The organism is Rhizobium sp. Leaf311, from assembly GCF_001423445.1.
Classification (GTDB): domain Bacteria; phylum Pseudomonadota; class Alphaproteobacteria; order Rhizobiales; family Rhizobiaceae; genus Agrobacterium.
Genome location: NZ_LMNZ01000001.1, coordinates 90,757 through 112,806, shown reverse-complemented (window position 1 = coordinate 112,806; position 22,050 = coordinate 90,757). Strand labels below are relative to the sequence as shown.

Annotated in this window: 20 protein-coding genes; 1 reads left to right on the top strand and 19 read right to left on the bottom strand. The window is 59.6% G+C overall.

From position 1 onward, the window contains the following. Nucleotides 1-132: 132 nt before the first annotated feature. The 14 genes from ASF69_RS00480 to ASF69_RS00415 all read right to left on the bottom strand — a co-directional run bounded on the left by ASF69_RS00480 (nt 133) and on the right by ASF69_RS00415 (nt 15,168). Nucleotides 133-1,446, bottom strand: coding sequence for a sugar ABC transporter substrate-binding protein (locus ASF69_RS00480; protein ID WP_062584292.1), 1,314 nt, complete (start codon nt 1,444-1,446; stop codon nt 133-135). 143 nt (nt 1,447-1,589) lie between these two features. Further along, the gene (locus ASF69_RS00475; RefSeq protein ID WP_062584291.1) at nt 1,590-2,543 is read right to left on the bottom strand and encodes a sugar-binding transcriptional regulator; all 954 of its coding nucleotides are present in this window, start codon (nt 2,541-2,543) and stop codon (nt 1,590-1,592) included. 105 nt (nt 2,544-2,648) lie between these two features. Continuing rightward, complete coding sequence (locus ASF69_RS00470) at nt 2,649-3,338, bottom strand: exopolysaccharide biosynthesis protein (RefSeq protein ID WP_082469586.1); 690 nt, start codon at nt 3,336-3,338, stop codon at nt 2,649-2,651. A gap of 86 nt (nt 3,339-3,424) precedes the next feature. Then, the gene (locus ASF69_RS00465) at nt 3,425-4,246 is read right to left on the bottom strand and encodes an ABC transporter permease (protein ID WP_062584289.1); all 822 of its coding nucleotides are present in this window, start codon (nt 4,244-4,246) and stop codon (nt 3,425-3,427) included. Beyond that, nucleotides 4,243-5,193, bottom strand: a complete 951-nt coding sequence (locus ASF69_RS00460) for an ABC transporter permease (RefSeq protein WP_062584287.1) — start codon at nt 5,191-5,193, stop codon at nt 4,243-4,245. Before ASF69_RS00460 ends, ASF69_RS00465 begins: the two co-directional genes overlap by 4 nt. Nucleotides 5,194-5,265: 72 nt before the next feature. Further along, a complete protein-coding gene (locus ASF69_RS00455; protein ID WP_062584284.1) occupies nt 5,266-6,798 on the bottom strand; it encodes an ABC transporter substrate-binding protein in 1,533 nt (510 codons plus the stop codon). A gap of 90 nt (nt 6,799-6,888) precedes the next feature. After that, nucleotides 6,889-7,788: a LysR family transcriptional regulator gene (locus ASF69_RS00450; protein WP_062584282.1), complete on the bottom strand. Its 900-nt coding sequence runs from the start codon at nt 7,786-7,788 to the stop codon at nt 6,889-6,891. Nucleotides 7,789-7,951: 163 nt separating this feature from the next. Beyond that, nucleotides 7,952-8,701: an ABC transporter ATP-binding protein gene (locus ASF69_RS00445; RefSeq protein ID WP_062584280.1), complete on the bottom strand. Its 750-nt coding sequence runs from the start codon at nt 8,699-8,701 to the stop codon at nt 7,952-7,954. Then, a complete protein-coding gene (locus ASF69_RS00440) occupies nt 8,698-9,534 on the bottom strand; it encodes an ABC transporter ATP-binding protein (RefSeq protein WP_062584278.1) in 837 nt (278 codons plus the stop codon). The genes ASF69_RS00445 and ASF69_RS00440 overlap by 4 nt, the downstream gene beginning before the upstream one ends. Further along, nucleotides 9,531-10,463, bottom strand: coding sequence for an ABC transporter permease (locus tag ASF69_RS00435; RefSeq protein WP_062584275.1), 933 nt, complete (start codon nt 10,461-10,463; stop codon nt 9,531-9,533). The genes ASF69_RS00440 and ASF69_RS00435 overlap by 4 nt, the downstream gene beginning before the upstream one ends. Continuing rightward, nucleotides 10,460-11,527: an ABC transporter permease gene (locus ASF69_RS00430; protein WP_062584272.1), complete on the bottom strand. Its 1,068-nt coding sequence runs from the start codon at nt 11,525-11,527 to the stop codon at nt 10,460-10,462. The genes ASF69_RS00435 and ASF69_RS00430 overlap by 4 nt, the downstream gene beginning before the upstream one ends. 18 nt (nt 11,528-11,545) lie before the next feature. Continuing rightward, complete coding sequence (locus ASF69_RS00425) at nt 11,546-13,186, bottom strand: ABC transporter substrate-binding protein (protein WP_062584270.1); 1,641 nt, start codon at nt 13,184-13,186, stop codon at nt 11,546-11,548. Between the two features lie 37 nt (nt 13,187-13,223). After that, nucleotides 13,224-14,279, bottom strand: a complete 1,056-nt coding sequence (locus tag ASF69_RS00420) for a dipeptidase (protein WP_062584269.1) — start codon at nt 14,277-14,279, stop codon at nt 13,224-13,226. 217 nt (nt 14,280-14,496) lie between these two features. After that, nucleotides 14,497-15,168 carry a phosphoribosyltransferase gene (locus tag ASF69_RS00415; protein WP_062585514.1) on the bottom strand — a complete coding sequence of 224 codons (672 nt, stop codon included), beginning with the start codon at nt 15,166-15,168 and terminating at the stop codon, nt 14,497-14,499. Between the two features lie 111 nt (nt 15,169-15,279). On the opposite strand from ASF69_RS00415, the gene ASF69_RS00410 reads away from it, so the two are divergent. After that, nucleotides 15,280-16,452, top strand: a complete 1,173-nt coding sequence (locus ASF69_RS00410; RefSeq protein WP_062584267.1) for a M20 aminoacylase family protein — start codon at nt 15,280-15,282, stop codon at nt 16,450-16,452. A 155-nt stretch (nt 16,453-16,607) separates the two neighbouring features. Here ASF69_RS00410 and ASF69_RS00405 read toward each other — a convergent pair whose 3' ends face one another. From ASF69_RS00405 to ASF69_RS00385, 5 genes are read right to left on the bottom strand one after another with little or no spacing between them, the layout of a single operon-like run. Further along, on the bottom strand, nt 16,608-18,401 hold the full coding sequence (locus tag ASF69_RS00405; RefSeq protein WP_062584265.1) for an adenine deaminase: 1,794 nt from the start codon (nt 18,399-18,401) through the stop codon (nt 16,608-16,610). Continuing rightward, nucleotides 18,398-19,324 (bottom strand): nucleoside hydrolase, encoded by a 927-nt coding sequence (locus ASF69_RS00400; RefSeq protein ID WP_062584263.1) that lies wholly within the window; start codon nt 19,322-19,324, stop codon nt 18,398-18,400. Before ASF69_RS00400 ends, ASF69_RS00405 begins: the two co-directional genes overlap by 4 nt. Before the next feature lie 2 nt (nt 19,325-19,326). Beyond that, a complete protein-coding gene (locus tag ASF69_RS00395; RefSeq protein ID WP_062584261.1) occupies nt 19,327-20,352 on the bottom strand; it encodes an ABC transporter ATP-binding protein in 1,026 nt (341 codons plus the stop codon). After that, entirely contained in the window at nt 20,345-21,124 is a 780-nt protein-coding gene (locus ASF69_RS00390) for an ABC transporter permease (RefSeq protein ID WP_062584259.1), read from the bottom strand. The genes ASF69_RS00395 and ASF69_RS00390 overlap by 8 nt, the downstream gene beginning before the upstream one ends. Beyond that, nucleotides 21,121-21,948: an ABC transporter permease gene (locus ASF69_RS00385; protein WP_062584257.1), complete on the bottom strand. Its 828-nt coding sequence runs from the start codon at nt 21,946-21,948 to the stop codon at nt 21,121-21,123. The genes ASF69_RS00390 and ASF69_RS00385 overlap by 4 nt, the downstream gene beginning before the upstream one ends. Nucleotides 21,949-22,050 lie beyond the last annotated feature (102 nt).

Sequence of the window (22,050 nt, the reverse complement as noted above, 5' to 3'; positions counted from 1 at the left end):
CCGCGCCTTCAGTTGCGCGGAAACGCTTGGCATTTTTCTTGTTCTGAATGGGTAGCAATATCTTGGTGAAAAACGATTGTCTGGCAAAAGCGCCGCCCGGTCATGCAGACCGGACGGCGTTCTTCGGGAGGATTACTTGATATATCCCGAGCGCGTCATTTCACGGGTTGCCGTGGACTGGGCGCTTGCAAGAGCATCGTCAACGCTGGACTGACCGGCAACAACCGCCGAGAACAGCTGACCGACCGTGGTGCCAAGCGACTGGAACTCAGGGATCGCTACGAACTGACCGCCTGTGTAAGGCACAGGCTTGACGGTTGGCTTGGTGATATCGGCAGCATTCATGGCAGCAAGCGTCGGTGCTGCAAAGCCTGCGGCCTTTTCATAGTCGGCGTTCTTGTAGAGCGAGGTGCGCGTGCCCGGAGGAACGTTGGCCCAGCCTTCCTTGGAAGCGACGAGCTGCGTGTATTCCTTGCTTGTTGCCCAGGCAATGAACTTCTCAGCGGCTTCAGCCTTCTGCGAGCTCTTTGGGATGGCAAGGTTCCAGGACCAGAGCCAGTTGCCATGGTTCTTCATTTCGCCCTGCGTCGGGAACAGCGCGTAGCCAACCTGATCGGCAACCTTACTGTCCTTCGGGTTCGATACGAAGGATGCCGCAACCGTGGCATCGATCCACATGCCGCATTTACCCTGCTGGAACAGCGTCAGGTTTTCGTTGAAGCCGTTGGAGGAGGCACCGGACGGACCGGCATCCTTCATCAGGTCAACGTAGAACTGAAGCGCGTTTTTCCATTCAGGCTGATCGAACTGTGGCTTCCAGTTCTCATCGAACCAGCGACCGCCAAAGGAGTTGGTCAGCGCCGTGATGAAGGCCATGTTCTCGCCCCAACCGGCCTTGCCACGAAGGCACATGCCATTGATGTCGGCATTGCGGTCGGTGATTTTGCGGGCAGCATCGCCGATGAATTCCCAGGTCGGGTTTTCCGGCATCTTCAGGCCCGCTTTTTCAAACAGGTCCTTGCGATACATGATCATGGCGGATTCACCGTAGAATGGTGCCGCGTAGAGCTTGGAATCAACCGTCAGGCCGCCACGGATGGATGGCAGCATGTCATCGACATCGTAGTTGTCGCCAAGCTTTTCGAGTGGCAGAAGCCAGCCCTGCTTGGCCCAGATCGGAACTTCGTAGTTGCCGATGGTCATGATGTCGTACTGGCCGCCGCTGGTGGCGATATCTGTGGTGACGCGCTCACGCAGGACGTTTTCTTCCAGCGTAACCCATTCAACCTGGATATCGGGGTTCTTGGCGGTGAATTCGGATGTCAGCCCCTGCATACGGATCATGTCGCCATTGTTCACGGTCGCGATCGTCAGCGTTTCTGCGGAAGCGAGGCCCGAAAAAGCGAGAGCCGAGCAGGCGCCCAGCAGAATTGTCTTCAAAGTCATGATCTTCCTCCCAGAAGAAGTTAGTGAGCATTCGCTTTGCTCTAGGGCAATTACTCACTTACGGCTGGGAAAAGTCAAGCGTTAACCTGCGCTGCGATGCACAAGGAATAGCTAACATACTGAAAAAATGATGATATTTCTGCTCAATCTCTGAGCAAATACTCAGCCGAGGCCTCGTCCGTAATCACGCCATTGAGCAACCCGCCACGCAATGCGGCAAGAATGGCGGGTGATTTCCGCTCTCCCTGCGCAATGCCGATGACCGTGCTGGTCTCGCGCGGTGGCAGGGGAACGGAGGCAACGCGGTCATTGATGGGATTGTCGAGAATCCGGCCATCCCGATCAAACGACCAGCCGCAGATTTCGCCCGCTGCACCCTTGGCGATAAGGTCCTGCATCTCCTGAACCTCAAGGAAACCGTCAACGCAAAGGGGGGCATCCTCTCCCAATTGACCAACGCCGACGAAGGTGACGTCGGCAGCAGCGCCAAGCGCCAGCGTAGAGCGCACCAGAGCCTGCTCATGCAGCAATTCCCGCTCATCGGCAGAGGAACAGAGGACCGGCAGGGGCATCGGAAAATGCCGAGCCTTGATGGCATCTGCCATGGAGAAGATGACGTTGTAATAGGCCGCGGACCCATCCGGCCCGATATTGCCGGTCAGCGACACGATGCGATGCTGCGGGCATTCCATGGGCGGCAACTGATCCACCGCCGCCTTCAGCGTCCGGCCCGTGCCGATGGCCAGCACGATGGGATCAGGCTTGCGCAGCCAGCGTTCGATTTCCGCCGCCCCCGCCTCGGCAATACCGACGGTGGAAGACACGCCCGCCGGATCGCTCGGCACCACCTCGACATATTTCAGCGAGAAGCGGTCACGCAGGGCTTCGGCTTTTTCGAGGCAGGCCGCAATGGGATGATCGAGCCGCACCTTGATCAGCCGCTCGGCAACGGCCAGCGACACCAGGCGCTGTGCGGACTGGCGGGAAATGCCCATGGCAGAGGCGATCTCATCCTGCGTGCGACCGGCGACGTAATAGAGCCACCCGGCTCTTGCCGCGTCGTCCAGTCGCCCACCAGTTTCGGATCGTCTGGCCATATGCCCGTCCTCACATTATCGCCCTCAGTGCCGCCACTGTTCTAGAGCGTTTCCCTGATAAATGGAAACGCTCTAGGCCGGATGTCAAACGATGCCAAGGCACGCTCAGGCCCAGAATGGCGCCAGGATAAAATAAACCACGGCTTTGGAAATGCCATAGATGACACCGCTGACAATGGCGACGGAGACCACCGACAGGAGGCCGCCAAGCAGGGCGAAAAGCCCGTCACGCTCCAGAATTGCAAAGGCAAAACAACAGATTGCAACGGCGGGGAGAATGTTGCCAAGCGGAATGGGCAAGGCAAGGATGACCGCGAGTAACAGACAGATCAGCCCTATCACCCGCTCGCTCGCAGGTGAAAGAAGCCCTTCCATTCGCGGCTTGAGCAATTTTTGCACCCACAGCAGAATAGGCACGATCTTTTCCACCACGCGGGCGAAATCTTCTCTGGCAAGCGACCTGTCGGAGATGAAGCGGGGCAGCCAGGGCGTCTTTCCGGCGAAAAGCTGGGCGGAAAGCAGGACCAGCGGCGCACCGGTGATGGCGGATGTGCCCGGCGGGGTGGGCACGATGTTGGGAAGCGCAAAGACCAGCATCAGGGCGCCGAATGCCCTGTCTCCCATGGCGCACAGCAGATCGCCTACGGAAATGCGCTCCCGGCTCTCATCTCCGGCAAGCGCGCGCAGAATCTCGACAAGACCCACAGGCGCGCTGGAAGCCTCCGTTGCGTGCGGATCGGCGTCATCATTATCAACCGGACCGGGCAGAGCGGGATTATCGGAAAGGCGCAGCATAGATTGTGGATCTCCAGAATTGGCCATGCTGTAACAGAAGAATGGCGGCAGCATTACGACAACCGTCGCGTTGCAACCTTGTTCGGCTATCGTCGCCGTCTCGGGTCAAGCAAATCCTGAAGCCCGTCGCCGAGCAGATTGAAACCCAGAACCGCAAGCGCGATGGCTAGGCCGGGAAGAATGGCAAGCCAGGGTGCTGTCGACAGAAATGTCTGCGAATCCCACAACATACGGCCCCATGTTGGCGCTGGCGGCGGCATTCCAAGGCCGAGAAAACTCAAGCCCGCCTCCGTGAGGATGGCAAGTCCGAGCTGGATGCTGATCTGCACGACCACAAGATTGATAAGGTTTGGCAGAATATGCGTTATCGTAATGCCGGCATTGCTTCTGCCCAGACTTTCCGCAGCCAGCACGAAGTCCCGCGCCCATAATTGCAGGGCGGCACCGCAGGTCAGGCGGGCAAAGACCGGCACCATGAAGGTGGCAATCGCGATGATGGCGGTCAGCGGTCCCGACCCGATGAAAGCCCCCAGCATCATGGCCGAAAGGATGGGCGGCAATGCGAAAACCACATCGCAAAGACGCATCAGAAACACTTCGACGATGCCGCGCCTTGCGGCTGCGAAGACCCCGACCAGCGTGCCAAGCGCTGCGCCGATTGCCACCGCCGCAAAGGCCGTGGAAAGCGAATTCCAGGCACCGACCATCAACATCGACAGGATATCGCGGCCAAACTGATCGGTGCCCAGCAGACCATGCACCATGGGCGGCTTGAGCCGGTGCAGGATCTGCATCTTCGCCGGCGCTTCCGGCGTCCAGACGAGTGACAGCACTGCGGTCAGCAGCAACGTGCCGGTGATGACGGCACCCGCCAGAAACCCCATATGACGCTTCACGAAGGGCATCATGCGGCACCCGAGCGCAAACGTGGATCGATCAGCAGATAGATCATGTCCACCAGAAAATTCATCACGATCACCAGCGCGCAGAACATGAGCACGACCGCTTGCATGACGATGATGTCGCGCTGCGTCAGCGCCTGATAGGCCAGCCGCCCGAGCCCGGGCAGATTGAAGACGTTCTCGACCAGAACCGTTCCGGCAATCAGGAAGGTGAATTGCAGCCCGACCATGGTGACAACGGGAATGAGCGCATTGGGCAGCACATGTTTCCAGATGGTCGCGGTTTCACCGATGCCCTTTGCCCTGACGGCACGGACGAAATCCTCGTTGAGCACCTCCAGCACGGCGGAGCGACAGACACGCGTCAGGACGCTGGCCTGCGAAAAGGCAAGCGCCAAGGCCGGCAGCACCAAGGCCTTCAGCGCAACACCTGCACCCGCACCCCAGCCCGGAAAGCCACCGGCTGGCATCCAGCCGAGATGCGACGAAAACAGCAGGATCAGAAGCAGCCCGACCCAGAAGCCGGGAACGGAAATACCGGCATGGGTAAACAAGCCGCAGGCAAGATCGATCACCCCTCCCCGGTACCGCGCCGCCGTAACACCCAAAGGCAGGGCGATAACGACGGACAGCCCCACCGCCATGAGGGCAAGCGGCAAGGTGACGGAAAGCCTCTCCAGAATGAGCCCCGCCACCGGCACGCCATATGTGTAGGACTGCCCAAGATCGCCACGCGCGAGGGCCGCAAGCCATTGCAGATAGCGCAGGATGAGGGGCTGATCGAGGCCCATCTGTTTTTGCAGTGCTGCGAGCGTATCGGGACTGGCCGAGGTGCCGAGCATGATCGCGGCTGGATCGCCCGGCAGCAGACCCATCACGAAATAGATGAGGAAGGATACGGCCAAAAGGGTGATCAGCAACGCAACAATGCGTCTGGAGACGAGGGCTATCATGCAGATGCCCTGTCTTCATGGCGGTGGGTAGGCCTCACCCGCCTCTGACATCCAGATGACGCGGACATAAGATCATTCTTCCCAATGCACATCCGTCAGCACGTTGGAGGGGATGGGCTCGTTTTGCCATAGGCCCTTGATCCTCTTGTCCCACACGCCGAGCTTCGGCATGACGAACAGGAATAGCGCCGGGACATCTTCGGCCAGAATTTTCTGGGCATCCTGATAGAGCTGCTCCCGCTGCTCCAGATCGGTGGTCAGCTCGATATTCTTGATGATCTCATTGAAGGTCGGGTTCTTGTAGTTGAAGTAATAGGGATCGCGCGAGAAAATATCGATATCCATCGGCTCGGCATGGGCAACGATGGTCATTTCATAATTGGCACCTTTCATCACATCCGACACCCATTTGCCCGGAAACTCGGTGGTTTCGATCTTCATCGTCACACCGATTTCAGCGAACATGGCCTGGAGAATCTGGGCGCTGCGCTGGGCATAGGCCATTTGCGGGGCCTTGATGGTGAAGGTGAGCCCGTTGGCATAACCGGCTTCCGCCAGAAGCGCCTTCGCCTTTTCCGCATTGTAGGGCAAAACGCCCGTCATGTCGGTATAGCCGGGGTCGTTGGGCGTATAATGGCTGCCGATGGGCGTTCCAAAGCCGGACCACGCACCCTCTACGACGGTAGCGCGATCCACGGCCATCATCAGGGCCTGGCGCACGCGCTTGTCGTTGAAGGGCTTGGTCGCATTGTTCATGCCAGCCACAACCTTCAATTCCGTATTGCCGATGAAGGTGCCAAGCCGCTCGTGACCGTCGAAGGACCCCATCAATTCCGGTGCGCCAAATTCAGGGAAGGCATCGATATCACCGGACTGCAACGCTGCGGCCTGCGCCTGCGCGTCGGGGACGAAGCGGAAGGTCGCCTTGTCGAGCGCAACCGTCACATCCTTGTTCCAGTAATCCATGTTGCGTGCCAGCTCGACTTTTTCGCCCTTGGCCCAGTTGACGAATTTGAAAGGGCCGGTGCCGACAGGCGTCGTCTTGTTGGTGTCGGCGGACTTTGTGCCGACCATGACCGAGGCAGGCCAGCCAAGCCAATAAAGCAGGCTGCCGGAGGGCTGCTTGAGCTTCAGAACAAGCGTCGTCGCGTCAGGCGTTTCGATGCTGTCGATGGCGGCAAAGAAGCGTTTCTGCGGATTGATGGAAGCCTCACCCCGCGCGCGGTCCAGCGATGCCTTGGCAACGGAGGAATTGAAGACCTCGCCATCGTGGAATTTCACGCCATCATGCAGCTTGAACGTATAGGTCCTGCCGTCCTCGGAGATTTCCCAGCTTGACGCCAGCTGCGGCTGGATCTTGCCCTCTTCGTCAATGGTGACGAGACCTTCGAAAATATTCTGCCACGTGACCTGTCCAATGAAAACATTGGCGCCGGCTGTCGGATCAAGCCCAGCCGGTTCTGTACCCATGCCGATGGTGATGGAGTTTTTCGGTGCCGCAAGGGCTGCGGTGGCAGGCAGCACGGCGGAAAGAACAGTCGTCACGGCAAGGCCAATGGCAAGACGGCGGGTGAGGTTTAAGGACTGCAGAAAATTGCTGCGCATCTCTATTGTCTCCGATCGAGTGGCGCAAACATTTTGTGTTCAGCGCGTTGCAAAAATCGCTACACGATATCTGGGTGCAAAATCAACCGCCTATTTTGGCAGATTGCCCATAAAGGTCTCGATGAAGCTGGCAAGCGTCGCTGCGGCGAAGGACAGGTCGCGGTCCGGGGCAACACACAGCTCCATATTCGCGCGTACGCCCTTTGTGCCGGAAAGAGGGATTGCCACCATCTGGCCGGATTTGATTTCACGGGCAACGGAAAGGGCGGGCAGAACGGTGACGGCGGCGCGGTCCAGCACGAGTTCTTTCAGAAGTTCCAGCGAGCTTGCGGTAAAGACCGGGTCAAGCGGAATGCCCGCCTGCTCGAACAGGGCATCGAATTCTTGTCTGGTCGCAAACGTCTTTTCCGGCAGGGCGAGCGGGAGGTCGGCGAGTTCCTTCAGCGAAATCGAAGCCTTGGCTGCCAGCGGATGACCTGTGGGAAGAATGACATCATAGACGAGCTCGCGTTTTGCAAGGATTTTGACCTCTGATGTCTTCGGCGCAAACAGGGTGATGGCGATATCCGCCTGCGCCGACACCAGCGCATCGATGGCCTGCCGTGCCGAGGTGATATGCACCTCGAACCGCAGCTTTGGATAGGTTTGGGCAAACTGCGCGAGCGCCGGTGCCAGCAGGCTGGCGACGGTTGCGCCATTGGCATAGATCGTGGCCCGCCCGCGCTCCAGCCCCTTGAGATCATCGATCAGCTGATGGACGTGACCCAGCTCGCGCAGCGTCTTGCCTGCCCGTTCCGCCAGAAGCTCTCCCGCTGCCGTCAGGGTCACGCCGCGGCTCGACCGCTCCACCAGCGGCGTGCCGAAATATTCCTCCAGATTTTCGATCTGGCGGCTGATGGCGGTGGGCGCAACATTGAGGTTTTCCGCCGCCGCCCGCATCGAACTGGTGCGGACAAGCTCGTCGAAATACATCAATGCGCGAAGATTCATGGTGGCCGTTCCGTTTTCTATTGAGCCGTCATACCGGGCTAGACGCGGTATCCAGTGCGATCAAGTCCTTGATCGCAGAAGACTCTATTCGCCTTGCAGACGCAAGTCGGCTGGACCCCGGATAAGTCCGGTGTAGGAAGGGCCGCTACCACAGCCCCTAGTATCAATCGCGCACAAAACCCTCACTCGCCACTAGCAACTGCCGTGTGTAATCCGCTGCGAAAGTCCGGCTTTCCAGCGCGTCCACCTCCAGCGTTTCCACCACCTTGCCGCTTTTCATGACGGCCAGGCGGTCACACATGTGGCTGATGACGCCGAGATCGTGGCTGACCATGAGGAAGGTGAGGTTTCGGTCATGCCGGGCCTGTTCCAAGAGGTTGAGGATCTCAGCCTGAATGGAGGCGTCGAGCGCCGAGGTCGGTTCATCCAGCAGCAGGATTTTCGGCTCGAGGATCAAGGCGCGGGCAATGGCGATGCGCTGGCGCTGGCCGCCGGAAAGCTGGTGCGAATAGCGGAAGCGGAAGCCGGTTCCCAGACCCACCTCATCCAGTGCCCGGGTGATGCGGCTTTCCTTGTTGTCCATGCCGTGGATCGTCAGTGGCTCCAGCAGCAGCGCATCCACCGTCTGGCGCGGATGAAGCGAGCCATAGGGGTCTTGGAACACCATTTGCACATCGCGGTAGAAGCTCTTTTCGCGTAACTTGCTCTTGTAGGTCCGCCCCTCGACCATGAGGCTGCCCTCATCGAAATGGTTGAGACCGGCAATGGCTCGCAACAGCGTGGATTTGCCCGAGCCGGACTCACCGACCAGACCGAAGGATTCGCCTTGGGCCACACCGATGCTGACACCATCGAGAGCGATGTGGCCATCGAAATCCACGACCATGTCTTTGACGGAAAGAACTGTGGTCATGCGCGCCACTCCGGCTTGCGATCGAGAACCGGCAGCGGGTGCCTGTTCTCCCCGATCTTCGGCAGGCAATTGAGCAGCCCGCGCGTATAGGGATGCTGGGCATTGTCCAGATTGGAGGCCTGAAGCTCCTCCACCACACGCCCCGCATACATGACGAGGACGCGGTCGCAGAAGGATGAGACAAGCCGCAGATCATGCGAGATGAAGATGAGGCCCATGCCACGATCCCGCACTAGCTTGTCGAGGATATCGAGGACTTCCAGCTGCACGGTCACATCGAGCGCCGATGTCGGCTCGTCGGCAATCAAGAGTTCCGGGCCGCAGACCAGCATCATGGCAATCATCACGCGCTGGCCCATGCCGCCCGAGACTTCATGCGGGTAAAGCCCGAAGACGCGCTCCGGCTCGCGGATCTGCACGGCCTCCAGCATATCCAGCGCCCGCTGTTTGGCAGCCGACGTGCTGATACGCTCATGGGTTTTCAGCGTCTCGACGATCTGGCGACCGATGGGCATGACCGGGTTAAGCGAATATTTCGGGTCCTGCAGGATCATGCCGATGCGCTTGCCGCGAATGCTGCGGCGTTGTTTGGCCGAGGCGGTCAGCAGATCGATATCACCGAAGCGCAAGGCATCCGCCTCTATCCGTGCGGCCGATGGCGTCAGCCCCATGATGGCGCGTCCGGTCTGGGATTTGCCGGAGCCGGATTCACCCACGATGCCAAGGCGCTCCTTGCCGAGCGTAAAGGAAACGCCGCGCACCGCTTCCACCAGCCCGGTGCGGGTGGGAAAGGAGACGCGCAGGTTTTCGACGGTCAGAAGCGGCGCGCTCATTGGCCAGCCTCCTTCGGGTCGAGAGCATCCCGCAGGCCATCGCCCAGCAGGTTGAAGCCGAGGCTGACGATGAGGATGGCGATGCCGGGCATGGCCGCAACCCACCATTGATCAAGAATGAAGCGGCGACCGGATGCGATCATCGCGCCCCATTCCGGCAGCGGCGGCTGTGCGCCGAGGCCGAGAAAGCCAAGACCGGCGGCTGTCAGGATAATGCCTGCCATATCCAGCGTGACACGCACGATGAGCGAGGACATGCAGAGCGGCATGACGTGTTTCAGCACGATACGCCATGGCGAAGCGCCCATGAGCTGCACCGCCGCAATGAAATCGGAATTGCGGAAGGTCATGGTTTCAGCGCGTGCAATACGGGCATAGGGCGGCCATGAGGTGATGGCGATGGCGAGCACCGCATTCTCGATGCCGGGCCCGAGAGCCGCAACCAGCGCCAGCGCCAGAACGAGTTTCGGGAAGGCCAGAAAGATATCGGTGATGCGCATCAAGACGGCATCCACCCAGCCACCGGCATAACCGGCCACCGTGCCGACGATGAGGCCAACGGGGGCTGCGATGATGGCAACCAGAAGCACCACGAACAGCGTCAGACGCGAACCATGGATGAGGCGCGAGAGAATATCGCGGCCCTGATCGTCCGTGCCCAGCAGGTAGCCCTCGCTGCCGGGGGCCAGCAGGCGGGCATTGCGCAGATCACCCTGCACGGCGGAATGCGGGGCCAGCACATCGGCAAAGATGGCGACGAGAACCAGCGCCATGATGATGCCGAGACCGGCCAGCGCCAGCCGGTTTTCCGAAAAGCGCCGCCAGATGACATAGGCACGGCCAAGCCTTGCCTGACCACGCGATGCCGGGCGGTCGGAAAGCAGCCATTCACGGCTGTAGGGTTTCAAAGGTGTCGAAGCTGTCGTCATCGGCTGCGCGTCCTTGGATCGAGCGTCCGGTAGAGCAGATCGGACAAAAGATTGATGCTGATGAAGACAGCGCCAATCACGATGGTCCCACCGAGAACGGCATTCATATCCGCATTTTGAAGGGAATTGGTGATGTAAAGCCCAAGCCCCGGCCAGGAGAAGATGGTTTCCGTCAGCACCGAGCCTTCCAGCAGACCGGCATAGGAGAGCACGATGACGGTGAGCAGCGGCACGGCGGCATTGCGAAGCGCGTGGAACCAGATGATACGGGTTTCCGACAGACCCTTGGCCCGCGCCGCCACGATATATTCCTGCGCGAGTTCGTTGAGCATGAAGGAGCGCGTCATGCGGCTGATATAGGCCAGCGAGAAGTAGCCGAGCAGACCGGCAGGCAGAATGATGTGGCGGAAGAGGTCCCACAGCACATCCCACTGCCCCTGCCAGAAGGCATCCAGCAGGTAAAAGCCTGTTACGGGCGTGAAGGTGAATTCGTAGACGATATCCATGCGACCGGGATAGGCGACCCAGTTGAGCTTGGCGTAAAACACCAGAAGCGCCAGCAGGCCGAGCCAGAAAATCGGCACGGAATAACCGACAAGACCGATGATGCGAACAATCTGGTCGATGATGCTGCCGCGCTTGACGGCGGCGAGAACACCGAGCGGAATGCCGAAGACGGCACCGATCAGCGTGCCGATGGTGGCAAGCTCGATGGTGGCGGGAAAGACGCGGATGATATCGGCCATGACAGGGTTGGTGGTCAGCACCGATGTGCCGAAATCGCCTGACAGAGCCTGCTTGATATAGAAGAAAAATTGCTGCCAGAGCGGCAGGTTGAGGCCGAGTTCCTCACGCACACGCTCCACCACATGGGCAGGCGCACGGTCACCCACGATGGCCAAGGCTGGATCGATGGGAATGACGCGACCAATGAAGAATGTGACCGCCAGCAACCCTAAAAAGGTGGTGATGACGGTAACGAGGAAGCCGAGAACGGCCGTCAGGCGCCTGTTGGCGCGGCTCTTGCCGCGCCTTGCCCTTGGTACTGTGTCGATGATGGTCACTGGATCAATCCTGCCGGATCATTCCTTGGAGACCGGGAAGACATAGTTGGTGTCAAAGCTTGGTCCGAGCTTCAAACCTTTGACCTTATTGGAGAAACCGGCAATTTCCGTCTTCTGTTCGAGCACGACGAAAGGCCCGCTTTCCAGAACCTTCTTCTGCAGGTCCTGATACATGGCGGCGCGCTTGTCGTTGTCTTTTTCCAGCAGTGCTGCCTGTGTCTGCTTCGTCAGTTCAGGAACGTCCCAGGCATTGCGCCAGGCCAGCGTCTTGGTCTTGCCCGCATCGGAATTGTCGTAGTTGATGGTGAAGGTTTCAGCATTCGAGTTCGGATCGAAATAGTCCGAACCCCAGTCGCCGATATAGATATCATGCTGGCGTGCGCGGTACTTCGTCAGCGTCTGCTTGCCATCGCCGGGAATGATTTCCAGCTTGATGCCCGCCTGCGCCAATGTCTGCTGGATGTTTTCGGCAATGCCCGTGACCGGCTGGGTGTTGCGCACATCCATGGAAACGGTAAAGCCGTCTTTCAGGCCAGCCTTTGCCAGCAATTCCTTGGCCTTGGCGACATCCAGCTTGAATGGGTTCTCGTCCAGTGCGCCGAGCTGACCCTTGGGCAGGAAGGTCTGGTGGATCTCACCAATGCCCTTGATGATGGTTGCGCCAATGCCTTCGTAATCGATGAGATATTTGAAGGCTTCAACAACTTCAGGCTTCTTCAGATATTCGTTCTTCTGGTTGAGGCCGAGATAATAGACGGTGCCTTTCGGCGCAGAAATGACGGTGAAGCCTTCCTTCTTGGACACGGCATCCATATCGCCGGGCTCAAGGTTGCGGGCAACGTCGATATCGCCATTTTCGAGCGCCAGACGCTGGCCGGAGCTTTCCTTCATGTGGCGATAGATGACGCGCTTGAGCTTTGGCTTTTCGCCGTAATAATTCGGGTTCACTTCGAGAATGACGGCCTCATTGGCCTTCCAGCCAAGGATCTTGTAAGGGCCTGAACCGGCATAACCGGTCTTGAGGAACTCGTTGCCGAAGTCGCTTTCATATTTGTAATCGGCGCTTGGCTTAACGGGCTTGGCCTTTTCCATGACCAGCTTCTTGTCCACCACGGAGGCAACGGTTGCCGTCAGAACGTTGAGAACGAAGCTTGGTGCATAGGGCTTGTCGACCGTCAGCACGAATGTGTTGGCATCCGTGGCCTTGGCCTTTTCGGTGACGTTATCGCCGTTCAGGCCAAATTGCGTCAGAAGAAATGCTGGCGACTTGTCCAGCTTGACCGCGCGCTCCATGGAGAAGGCGACGTCTTCTGCCGTTACCGGGTTGCCGGACGCGAATTTGAGGCCCTGCTTCAGCTTGAATGTGTAGGTCAGGCCATCATCCGATGTCGTCCAGCTCTCGGCCAGATCGCCCACGACCTTGGACGTATCGGTGATATCGATGGAAACGAGCTTGCTATAGGTGTTGCCGGTGACCTCGGCAGTCGTGATCTCGAAGGCTTCGCCCGGATCGAGCGAGATGATGTCATCAATGGCGAAACCTTCGACCAGCGTATCGGCGGGGGTTGCGGCAAAGGCCTGTGGCGCGGCCAGAGTGAGCATCGAGAGAGCCACGCTTGTGGCGAGGATGCGGGCGGCTTTGTTGAGCGATTTGTTCATCGTCTTCCCCTGTTGTCTTTTCTTTGGTTCACTTGTCTCAGGCGGGCTCGTGCCATGCCTGAGACAAAACGCGCAGCCAGTTTTCCCGGCAAATTTTAGCAAGTTCTGTATCAGCGTATCCTGCGGATTTCAGAGCCGCAACAAGATTGTTGTTGCCGCCAGCATCGCGAATTTCCGCCGGAACCGTTGCTCCGTCGAAGTCGGAACCGAGCGCCACGCAATCGATGCCCATGCGCTCGACCATGTAATCGATGTGCTGAACCATCAGAGAAAGCGGCGTATTGGCATCATCACGCGCATCCGGGCGCAGCATCGTCACGGCATAATTGAGGCCAACGAGGCCGTTGCTGTCCTTGATGGCGTCCAGCTGCCTGTCGGTGAGATTACGCGCGACAGGTGTCAGGGCGTGAACATTGGAATGGCTGGATACGAGCGGTTGATCCGTGGTCTTTGCCACGTCCCAGAAGCCCTTTTCGGTGATATGGGCGAGATCGATGAGAATGCCTAGCTGATTGCAGCGTTTGACCAGTTCAAACCCCGCATCCGTCAGACCCGGCGCGGTATCCGGCGACATGGGATAGGCGAAGGGCACGCCATGGCCGAAAATATTGTGGCGGCTCCAGACCGGCCCCAAGGAGCGCAACCCTGCCGCATAAAACACATCCAGCGCGTCGAGATCCGCGGCGATCGGTTCGCAACCCTCAATGTGCAGAACGGCAGCAAAGATGCCATCCGCCATCGCCTTGCGAATATCTGCCGTGGAGCGACAGAGTTTCCAGCCGCCCGACCGCTCCAGCCGAAGGGCAATTGCTGCCTTTTCCAGCGCGATATCGAGCGACGGCTGGCGCTCCAGCGGCGCGGCAAGCGGGGTGACGTAATGGCCGGATGCATCCGGCTCCTGAAGGATCAGGTCTCCGGAAGGAATATAGATGGCGCAGATACCACCGGCCAACCCGCCTGCCTTGGCGCGCGGCGCATCGATATGGCCTTCCCACGTTCCCTGCATGAATTCCGCAACGGGATCGCTCCCCTTCTTGCTGTTGCGCCACAGGCGAAGGAGAACATCATTGTGACCATCAAAAACCAGTTGCATGCAATATATTCCAAGGGGGCAGGTAGAGAATTGTGGATAGAAAACAGGGGCTTGCGCAAAGACAAGGAGCTTGCGGCGCCAGGATTGCGATATTTGGCCTATCACGAGCCTCTTGCGCCGCGAACGATCCTAGGCCCAACATTTGGCCTTCCGCAAGTCAGAAATTATGCAGGACTAAAAAATAACCAAATGTCGCCAATCGGCGATTGTCAGCGGCTCATGCCAGCCAACCGTCACCTGCATGTTTGAGGAGTGGCGTTGCAAAAACGCCTCTTACCCGGTCCGGCCATTTGGCGGAAACGGCGGAGAGGCTTTCACGCCATCTGTCCGATTGCAGCATGGCGGCGCCGATCACCACGGGCTCGATACCAGATGCGGAGAGGAGGGAAAGACCGGCGATGATGGAGGCTCCGCTTGAAATCACATCATCCACAAGGGCAACCCGCTTGCCTTGAACCAGCGGCAACATGCGCGGATCGATATAGAGCCGCTTTGGCTGTTGCGTGGTGATGGACGACATCGGCACGGAGAGGTCGTCCAGGTACCAGAATTTGCGCGACGTCCCCAGCGGCACATACCGGCTGTGACCCAGATGCCGCGCGACCTCGCTGGCAAGCGTAAGCCCAAGCGTTGGAAGGCCGACGACAACGTCGACATCAAAGCTCTCAAGCTTTCGCGCCAGCTCCTTCGCCAGCGCTTCCACAACCGCAAAGGACGCCTGATTGATGATGAGCGATGCCAGCGCGTGCTGACCATCCGCCAAGGGCCGGATCGGCAGTTGCAGTTGACGGCCATCCCCGAAAACAGCCGGATAGAAAGTGGAATGCGGACCGTCGACATCGAAGCTGTCAGGCGGGTGGATTTCCTGCCAGAATTCATGCGGTGTCATGACCATTCCTTCCCCGGACAATAAAATTGAGTTCCTCAGGAGGTTCCTATTAATTTTGAGGGGTTTGTGCATTAGAAAAAAGCTGTCTCGCATTGCAAGGATGATTTGCCCATGTCACCGCTCTCCCGGTTTGGAAACGACCTGCCCTTTCTGACCGCTTTGCGGCGCGATCTGCACGCCCATCCGGAACTGGGTTTCGAGGAGGAACGCACGAGCGCGATTGTGGCAAAACATCTGGAGGAAGCGGGCCTGACCGTCCATCGCGGCCTCGGCAAAACCGGCGTCGTCGCAACGCTGCAGGTTGGCAACGGCCAGAGGCGCATTGGTCTTCGCGCCGACATGGACGCCCTTGCCATGCCGGAAAAACCGGACCGGCCCTACAAATCCACCATTCCCGGCAAGATGCATGCCTGCGGACATGATGGCCACACGACCATGCTGCTCGGTGCTGCCCGCCATCTTGCGGCAAGCCGCAACTTTTCCGGCACGGTACATTTCATCTTCCAGCCTGCGGAGGAAGGACGCGGCGGCGCGCGAAAGATGGTGGAGGACGGGCTGTTTGACCGTTTCCCCTGCGATGCGGTCTATGGCCTGCACAATATGCCGGGTCTTGATGTGGACGAGATGGCCGTGGTCGAGGGTCCGCAACTGGCCTCTTCCGACAGCTGGCGGGTGACCTTCAAAGGTATCGGTACCCATGGCGCAAAGCCGCATCTGGGGCGTGACCCGATCACGGCGGCAGGCAGCTTTCTGGCCGCGCTGCAAAGCATTGTCGGGCGCGTGGTCGATCCGCTGCAACCCGCTGTCGTCAGCGCCTGTTCCGTGCAGGCAGGGGATCCGCAGGCGCTCAATGTCATTCCCGATCTGGTCGAAATCGGCGGGACGGCCCGTGCCTATTCCCCCCATGTTCGCGACCAGCTGGACGAAGAGATCGGGCGGCTTGCGCATGGCACCGCCGCCATGTTCGGCATCGAAGTCCATTACGATTTCATTCGCCGCATTCCGCCCGTCATCAATGATGCAGACGCAACACGACGCGCATTGACGGCAGCGCGAACCGTCTTTGGCGAGAAGGCCAGAACCGCATTTCCACCCTCGACGGCAGGGGACGACTTCTCATTCTTTGCCGCAGAAGCACCCGGCTGCTACGTGTGGCTGGGCAATGGCCCGGCAATCGACGGGGCGCTGCACCACAACACGTCCTATGATTTCAACGACGATGCGATTGCCGCAGGCGTCGCCTTCTGGACAACGCTGGTGGAGCAGGAACTGGCGGGGGAGTAGGACGCAAACTTCCCCTCATATTCCGTCACCCCGCACTTGCTGCGGGGTCCAGCCGACGCGCGTCTGCGCGGCAACAAAGGTCCGGTCAGACCAAGGCTTGGCCTGACTGGGGCCTGCATCGAGGGCGGAATGATGGTGGTGCGAGCGGTGTACGCCTAGTCCAACACCTCAAGCACCGGCGTTTCCATCACCCTGCCCGTCAGCACATCCGCGATGCCCATATCGGTCTGATGCGGGCCGATGTTGCAGGCAAGCGTTGCGCCGAAGCAGGCCTTGAACACGAGATAGGGCGGCTTCCATTCCACTATCTGCCCAACCGCCTCGCGAACAGCCTCAAAGCCGGATGCGACATCTTCCAAAGCTGCACCCGATACGAGGCCGGACAGTGGCAGCGGCAACAATGCCGTGACCTTGCCGCCCGAGGCCGCAGCCATGCCGCCACCCGCCTTGATGACGGCATTGGCCGCTATAGCCATATCTTCGGCATTGCCACCGAACACGGTCAGGTTATGGCTGTCATGCGCAACCGTCGTTGCAAAAGCCCCGTTCCATTTGCCCCAGCCCGTCAGGAATCCCGTTCTGGTGACAGGGTCAGCCTTGCCGTGCCGATGGGTTACGGAAATCATGGTTGCGTCCTGCGGCGGCACGACGAAACCGTCTTCCACCGCAGCCTCCGTTTGCGCCCAGCGGGTAAAGCGCGGCTGGTTGATCGTTGCAAGCCGGACCCGCTTCCCCTCTGCCGGGACCTTGAAATCCGAAGGTGTGCGCGGCGTAAGCTTCATGGAGTTCTTGAGAGGTGCCGCATCCATCTGCTCCATCTCGACCAGCAGCTTGCCATCCTTTGCGACCGGTGTGCCGCTGGCCAGCACATGCCGGGCGGAAAATTGCGCCAGATCCTCAAAGACGGCAATGTCTGCGCGCCTGCCCGCAGCAATCAGGCCCAGATCGCCGCGAAGCAGCCGCATCGCCGCATTCAGCGTGGCGGCGCGAAGCGCCCATTCGGGCTTGAGGCCATAGCGCACCAGACGACGCACGACATCATCGAGACCACCACTTTTCAGGAGATCGTCGGGAAACACATCGTCGGTGCAGAGTGTCAGCGTTTGCGGCAGATGGCCGAGCGTGTTCAAGGCTTCCACGAATTCCGGCAGCAGATGATCGTGCGAACCCCGCAGCTCGATTGTCAGCCCTGCCCGCAACTTCGCCATGAGATCGGCAGCAGAGGTCAGCTCATGGTCCGAGGTGATGCCCGCCGCCATGAAGGCGTTCAGATCGGCACCTTCCAGCCCGCGCGCATGGCCGCAAATCAGCTTGTCGGCAAACAGGCCTTCCTGCAGGATGGCGCTCATGCGTGGATCACGCTCAATGACGCCGCGCATGTTCATGACCTCGGCAACACCAGCCACCTCGGGCCAGAACAACATTTCGGCCATGGCAGAGGCATCGAAATCGGCACCGGCCATTTCCAGCCCCGGGGCGGACGGTACCGAAGAGGGTGCAAGGATTAGCGCCCGCAAGGGAAGGCCCTTAGACGTGCGCGCAGCCCAGCAGACACCATCGATACCGTGGACGTTGCCAAATTCGTGCGGGTCCCAGACAACCGTCGTCACGCCGCGCGGAACGACCGCTGCGGCGTAGGCTGCCGGGCTGACCATGGAGCTTTCGACATGCATGTGGGTGTCGATCAGGCCGGGCGACACGAAGGCGCCGGAGGCATCGAGCACGAGCCCGGCGTCCTTGCGGCTACCGGTTTCATGCACGCTGGCAATTAGCGGCCCGACGATGCCGATATCGGCCGCACGAAGCTCGCCCGTGACCATGTCGACAAGCGTACCGCCTGCAATCAGGATATCGAAGGGCTGGTCGCCGCGCGCGGCAGCCACGGTGCGCGCGCGCAGCGTATCCTCGTTCATTCCGTCGCGATCAACAATAATGCTCTGTTCTTTCATCGGCTGGCCTCCTGACGCAGGGCGTCGAGAATGATGGATTTTGCGGCTGCGGCATCGACCGTTTCGGCATAGCGCGCGTTGAAACGGGCCGCATGGGCCTGACGTGTTTCGACAACCGTGCGTCCGCGCGTCAGGGCACCGTGAAGCTCGACCTCGATATGCGCGTCCCTCCAGACGATGCTGTCTGGTGCGACAAGAGCAACGGCGGCGCAGGGATCGTAAAGCGCCATGGCATCCCTGCCCCTGACCGTGGCTATCCGGATAAAGCCTTCCAGCATGTCTGCAAGCAATTGAGCATTCCTGCCGCCAGCAGCGCGGACAGGCGCGACATCGTCCGGTCGCGCCGTCACCTTGCGGCAAAGATCGAGATCGACCATGCGCAAGGGCAAACCATGGGCGAGGACGATGGCGAGCGCCTCCGGATCGGCGAAGGCATTGAATTCGGCGGATGCGGTATGGTTTCCGGCTGTTACACCGCCACCCATCCAGACAAGCTCGGTTATGCGTGCGGCAAGATCGGGCCGTGCAAGGCACAGGGCAGCAATATTGGTAAGCGGCCCGAGCGCCAGAACACGCTTGTCCCCGGCTGCATCTCCCAACCAGTCGCACAGCGCGTCAAAGGCATCGCTTGGATGCAGATCGCCGGCATCGGGCAGCGTGGTGCCGCTGGTGGGAATTCCGGTTTCACCAAGAATAGTCTGTGCTGTCTCCAGCTTGCCCAGAACCGGGTGCTGCCGCCCGATATGGATAGGGAAGCTCCAGCCGAAAGCTGCAGCCGCACCCGCGGCGTTGCGGCAAACCTGGGCGAGCGGCGCATTGCCGAAGACCAGCGACAGGCCATCGATCGGCACGGCAGACGCATTGACCACCAGAATGGCGGCAATGTCGTCGAAGCCCATATCGGTATCGATCCAGATACCCATGATCAGCTGAACACCTTGAGGCTGGCTGCCTTTTCGACAGGCAGATCGAAAGCAAGCCGTGTTCCCAGATCATGCAGCGGCAGTGCCGCATCCGTTTCAGCCTTGATGGGCCCAAGCGCTGTGTCCAGCAGATATTCCCGGGTGTTGCCGGCAAATGATGCGCCGCGCACGGTTCCCTCGAAAGGTCCTGAACCGAGGGTTACCATGCGCGGCCTCCATGCCAGTCCCGCCGTACTCGGAACATGGCCAGAAAGGGCAATACGTCCATTGTCCGTCTTAAGCTCCGAACCTTCCAGACGGAAGATGTTCTCAAAGCCGACGAAATCAGCCACGAAGGACGAAACGGGCGCGTTGTAAATTTCTTCCGGCGTGCCGATCTGCTCGATGGCGCCGCTCTTCATCACCACGATGCGGTCAGCCAGCGCCAGCGCCTCGACCTGATCATGAGTAACGAAAATCATGGTGACCCCGGTGGCCTTCTGCACGCGCTGAAGCTCGGTGCGCATTTCCAGCCGCAGCCGTGCATCGAGGTTTGACAGCGGCTCATCCAGCAACAGAACCTTCGGATCCATGACCATGGAACGAGCCAGCGCCACGCGCTGTTGCTGGCCGCCGGAGAGTTCCGCCGGTTTACGCGACGCGAAGGAGGACAGGCCAACGGATTTCAGGCCGGATGCGACTTTGTCATCCAGGGCCGAACCCTTCATGCCCTTCAGCTTGAGGCCGAAGGCGACATTCTCATAGACGGTGAGATGCGGAAACAGCGCATAGGACTGGAACACCAGACCCACCGCCCGCTTGTTGGCAGACACGCGGGTGATATCGGCACCGTCGAGATCGATGCGGCCACCCGCCACCGGCATCAGCCCGGCAATGGCGCGCATGGTGGTCGTCTTGCCGCAGCCGGAAGGGCCAAGCAGCGCCAGAAGTTCACCCTTGCGGATATCGAGATTGAGGTCCTTGACGGCTATCGAATTGCCATAGGCCAGCCACAGCTTCTGCAGCGAGAGGTATTTTGCATCAGACATAACGGGAGAACCCCAGAAAACGTTCGGCCATGAAGACAATGCCGATGGACAGGAAGGCGAGCAGCGAAGAAAGCGCCGCAACGGATGGATCGAACACGATTTCCATGTAACCCAGCATATCGATGGGCAGGGTGCGCACGCCGGGACCAGACAGGAACAGCGAGACCGGCACCTGATTGAAGCTGGTAACGAAGCCTAGGATGAAGGCCGATAGAATGCCGCCCCGGATATTTGGCAGCACGACGCGGAAAAAAGCCCCTATACGCGACGAGCCGAGCAGCACGGCAGCCTCCTCGATGTCCGAGCGCAGATTGGTGAGGCTGGCCGACACCACCCGCACCGCATAGGGCAGGATCAGCGCGGTGTGGGCCAGAAACAGCGCAAGCGTTATGCCGATGCCGAAGGGCACGACGAAATAACGCAGCAACGCCAGACCAACGATGATGCCGGGAACGATGATTGGGGCAGAGACGATGGTGCGGATGGTTTCCGAAAAGGGCAGCTTGTAGCGCGACATGGCATAGGCAGCAGGAATGCCGAGAATGAGTGCGGCGAATGTGCCGCCAATGGCCAGAAACATCGACATGGCAAAGCTTTCGCGAAAGCTCTCGACCGTAAAGACCTTGGCGATCCATTTCAGCGAAAAGCCTTGCGGCGGAAAGGCCAGCGTATCGCCCGCCGAAAAGGAGGCGGCGACGATGATGAGGAACGGGCCGATCAGAAAGCCTATGACGAGAGCCAGGGTGAGCGGAATGAAGAGGTTCCGGGTCATTTCTTGTTCCTTGCCGTGGCGATGCGCTTGAGCAGGATATTGGCCGCAAAGCTCATGACGATGAGGATGAAGGCGATGACGCTGGCCGCGACGAAATTGTTGGAGACCGTGACCTGCTGGTAGAGCAGCGTTTCCAGCATCAGCACCTTGGAACCGCCGAGAATGGCGGGGGTGATATAGGCCGTCAGCGAGCCGGTAAAGACCAGCGTGCCACCAACGACAAGGCCTTCCTTGGTGAGCGGCAGAATGACCTTCCAGAACACCTGCAGCCAGTTCGCACCCAGCACCCGCGACGCCGCGATGACGTCCTTCGGCATATTTTCCAGCGCGCTGATGAGCGAGATGATCATGAGCGGCAGGAAAAGTTGCAGAAGGCCGATGAAGACAGCCGTTTCGGAAAACAGAATGCGGATGGGCGCATCGGTTAGTCCAACCGCCTTCAAGGCTTCGTTGACAATGCCGGTGCGGCCCAGAATGACGATCCACGCATAGGTGCGGGCAACCGGCGAGATCATCAGCGGCAGAATGACCAGATTGATCATGTGGCCCTTGGAACTGGCCGGCAGATTGACGATGGCAAAGGCCGCCGCATAACCGATGATGGCGGAAACGACGGTTACCAGCGCGCCAAGCTTCAATGTGCGCAGGAACACGGCCCGGTTCAGCGGATCGAGAAAGAAATCCGTGTAGGCGCGAAACGTCCAGCCATCAGCCGTGCGGAACCCTTCCGACAGCAGAATGAAAACGGGCACCAGAAACACCGCCGCCGCAAAGATCGCGGCGGGCAAGGCAAGCGCCAAGGCTTCAGCCCGGTTTTGAAACATTCATTTTATCCTTTGACCGGCACGTCGGCCGTTCCAAACCATCAACTTCGTCATGCTCGGGGCCCGAATTAAAATCGGGCCCCGAGCATGACGTTGAGGAAA

What these genes read in the sequence shown, in the direction of transcription:
- ASF69_RS00440 (WP_062584278.1), bottom strand. Translation starts at nt 9,534, where the DNA reads ATGAGCGCGCCGCTTCTGACCGTCGAAAACCTGCGCGTCTCCTTTCCC.
- ASF69_RS00390 (WP_062584259.1), bottom strand. Translation starts at nt 21,124, where the DNA reads ATGACCCGGAACCTCTTCATTCCGCTCACCCTGGCTCTCGTCATAGGC.
- ASF69_RS00450 (WP_062584282.1), bottom strand. Translation starts at nt 7,788, where the DNA reads ATGAATCTTCGCGCATTGATGTATTTCGACGAGCTTGTCCGCACCAGT.
- ASF69_RS00460 (WP_062584287.1), bottom strand. Translation starts at nt 5,193, where the DNA reads ATGATAGCCCTCGTCTCCAGACGCATTGTTGCGTTGCTGATCACCCTT.
- ASF69_RS00475 (WP_062584291.1), bottom strand. Translation starts at nt 2,543, where the DNA reads ATGGCCAGACGATCCGAAACTGGTGGGCGACTGGACGACGCGGCAAGA.
- ASF69_RS00400 (WP_062584263.1), bottom strand. Translation starts at nt 19,324, where the DNA reads ATGGGTATCTGGATCGATACCGATATGGGCTTCGACGACATTGCCGCC.
- ASF69_RS00385 (WP_062584257.1), bottom strand. Translation starts at nt 21,948, where the DNA reads ATGTTTCAAAACCGGGCTGAAGCCTTGGCGCTTGCCTTGCCCGCCGCG.
- ASF69_RS00415 (WP_062585514.1), bottom strand. Translation starts at nt 15,168, where the DNA reads ATGACACCGCATGAATTCTGGCAGGAAATCCACCCGCCTGACAGCTTC.
- ASF69_RS00445 (WP_062584280.1), bottom strand. Translation starts at nt 8,701, where the DNA reads ATGACCACAGTTCTTTCCGTCAAAGACATGGTCGTGGATTTCGATGGC.
- ASF69_RS00420 (WP_062584269.1), bottom strand. Translation starts at nt 14,279, where the DNA reads ATGCAACTGGTTTTTGATGGTCACAATGATGTTCTCCTTCGCCTGTGG.
- ASF69_RS00410 (WP_062584267.1), top strand. Translation starts at nt 15,280, where the DNA reads ATGTCACCGCTCTCCCGGTTTGGAAACGACCTGCCCTTTCTGACCGCT.
- ASF69_RS00425 (WP_062584270.1), bottom strand. Translation starts at nt 13,186, where the DNA reads ATGAACAAATCGCTCAACAAAGCCGCCCGCATCCTCGCCACAAGCGTG.
- ASF69_RS00435 (WP_062584275.1), bottom strand. Translation starts at nt 10,463, where the DNA reads ATGACGACAGCTTCGACACCTTTGAAACCCTACAGCCGTGAATGGCTG.
- ASF69_RS00405 (WP_062584265.1), bottom strand. Translation starts at nt 18,401, where the DNA reads ATGAAAGAACAGAGCATTATTGTTGATCGCGACGGAATGAACGAGGAT.
- ASF69_RS00465 (WP_062584289.1), bottom strand. Translation starts at nt 4,246, where the DNA reads ATGATGCCCTTCGTGAAGCGTCATATGGGGTTTCTGGCGGGTGCCGTC.
- ASF69_RS00395 (WP_062584261.1), bottom strand. Translation starts at nt 20,352, where the DNA reads ATGTCTGATGCAAAATACCTCTCGCTGCAGAAGCTGTGGCTGGCCTAT.
- ASF69_RS00470 (WP_082469586.1), bottom strand. Translation starts at nt 3,338, where the DNA reads ATGCTGCGCCTTTCCGATAATCCCGCTCTGCCCGGTCCGGTTGATAAT.
- ASF69_RS00455 (WP_062584284.1), bottom strand. Translation starts at nt 6,798, where the DNA reads ATGCGCAGCAATTTTCTGCAGTCCTTAAACCTCACCCGCCGTCTTGCC.
- ASF69_RS00480 (WP_062584292.1), bottom strand. Translation starts at nt 1,446, where the DNA reads ATGACTTTGAAGACAATTCTGCTGGGCGCCTGCTCGGCTCTCGCTTTT.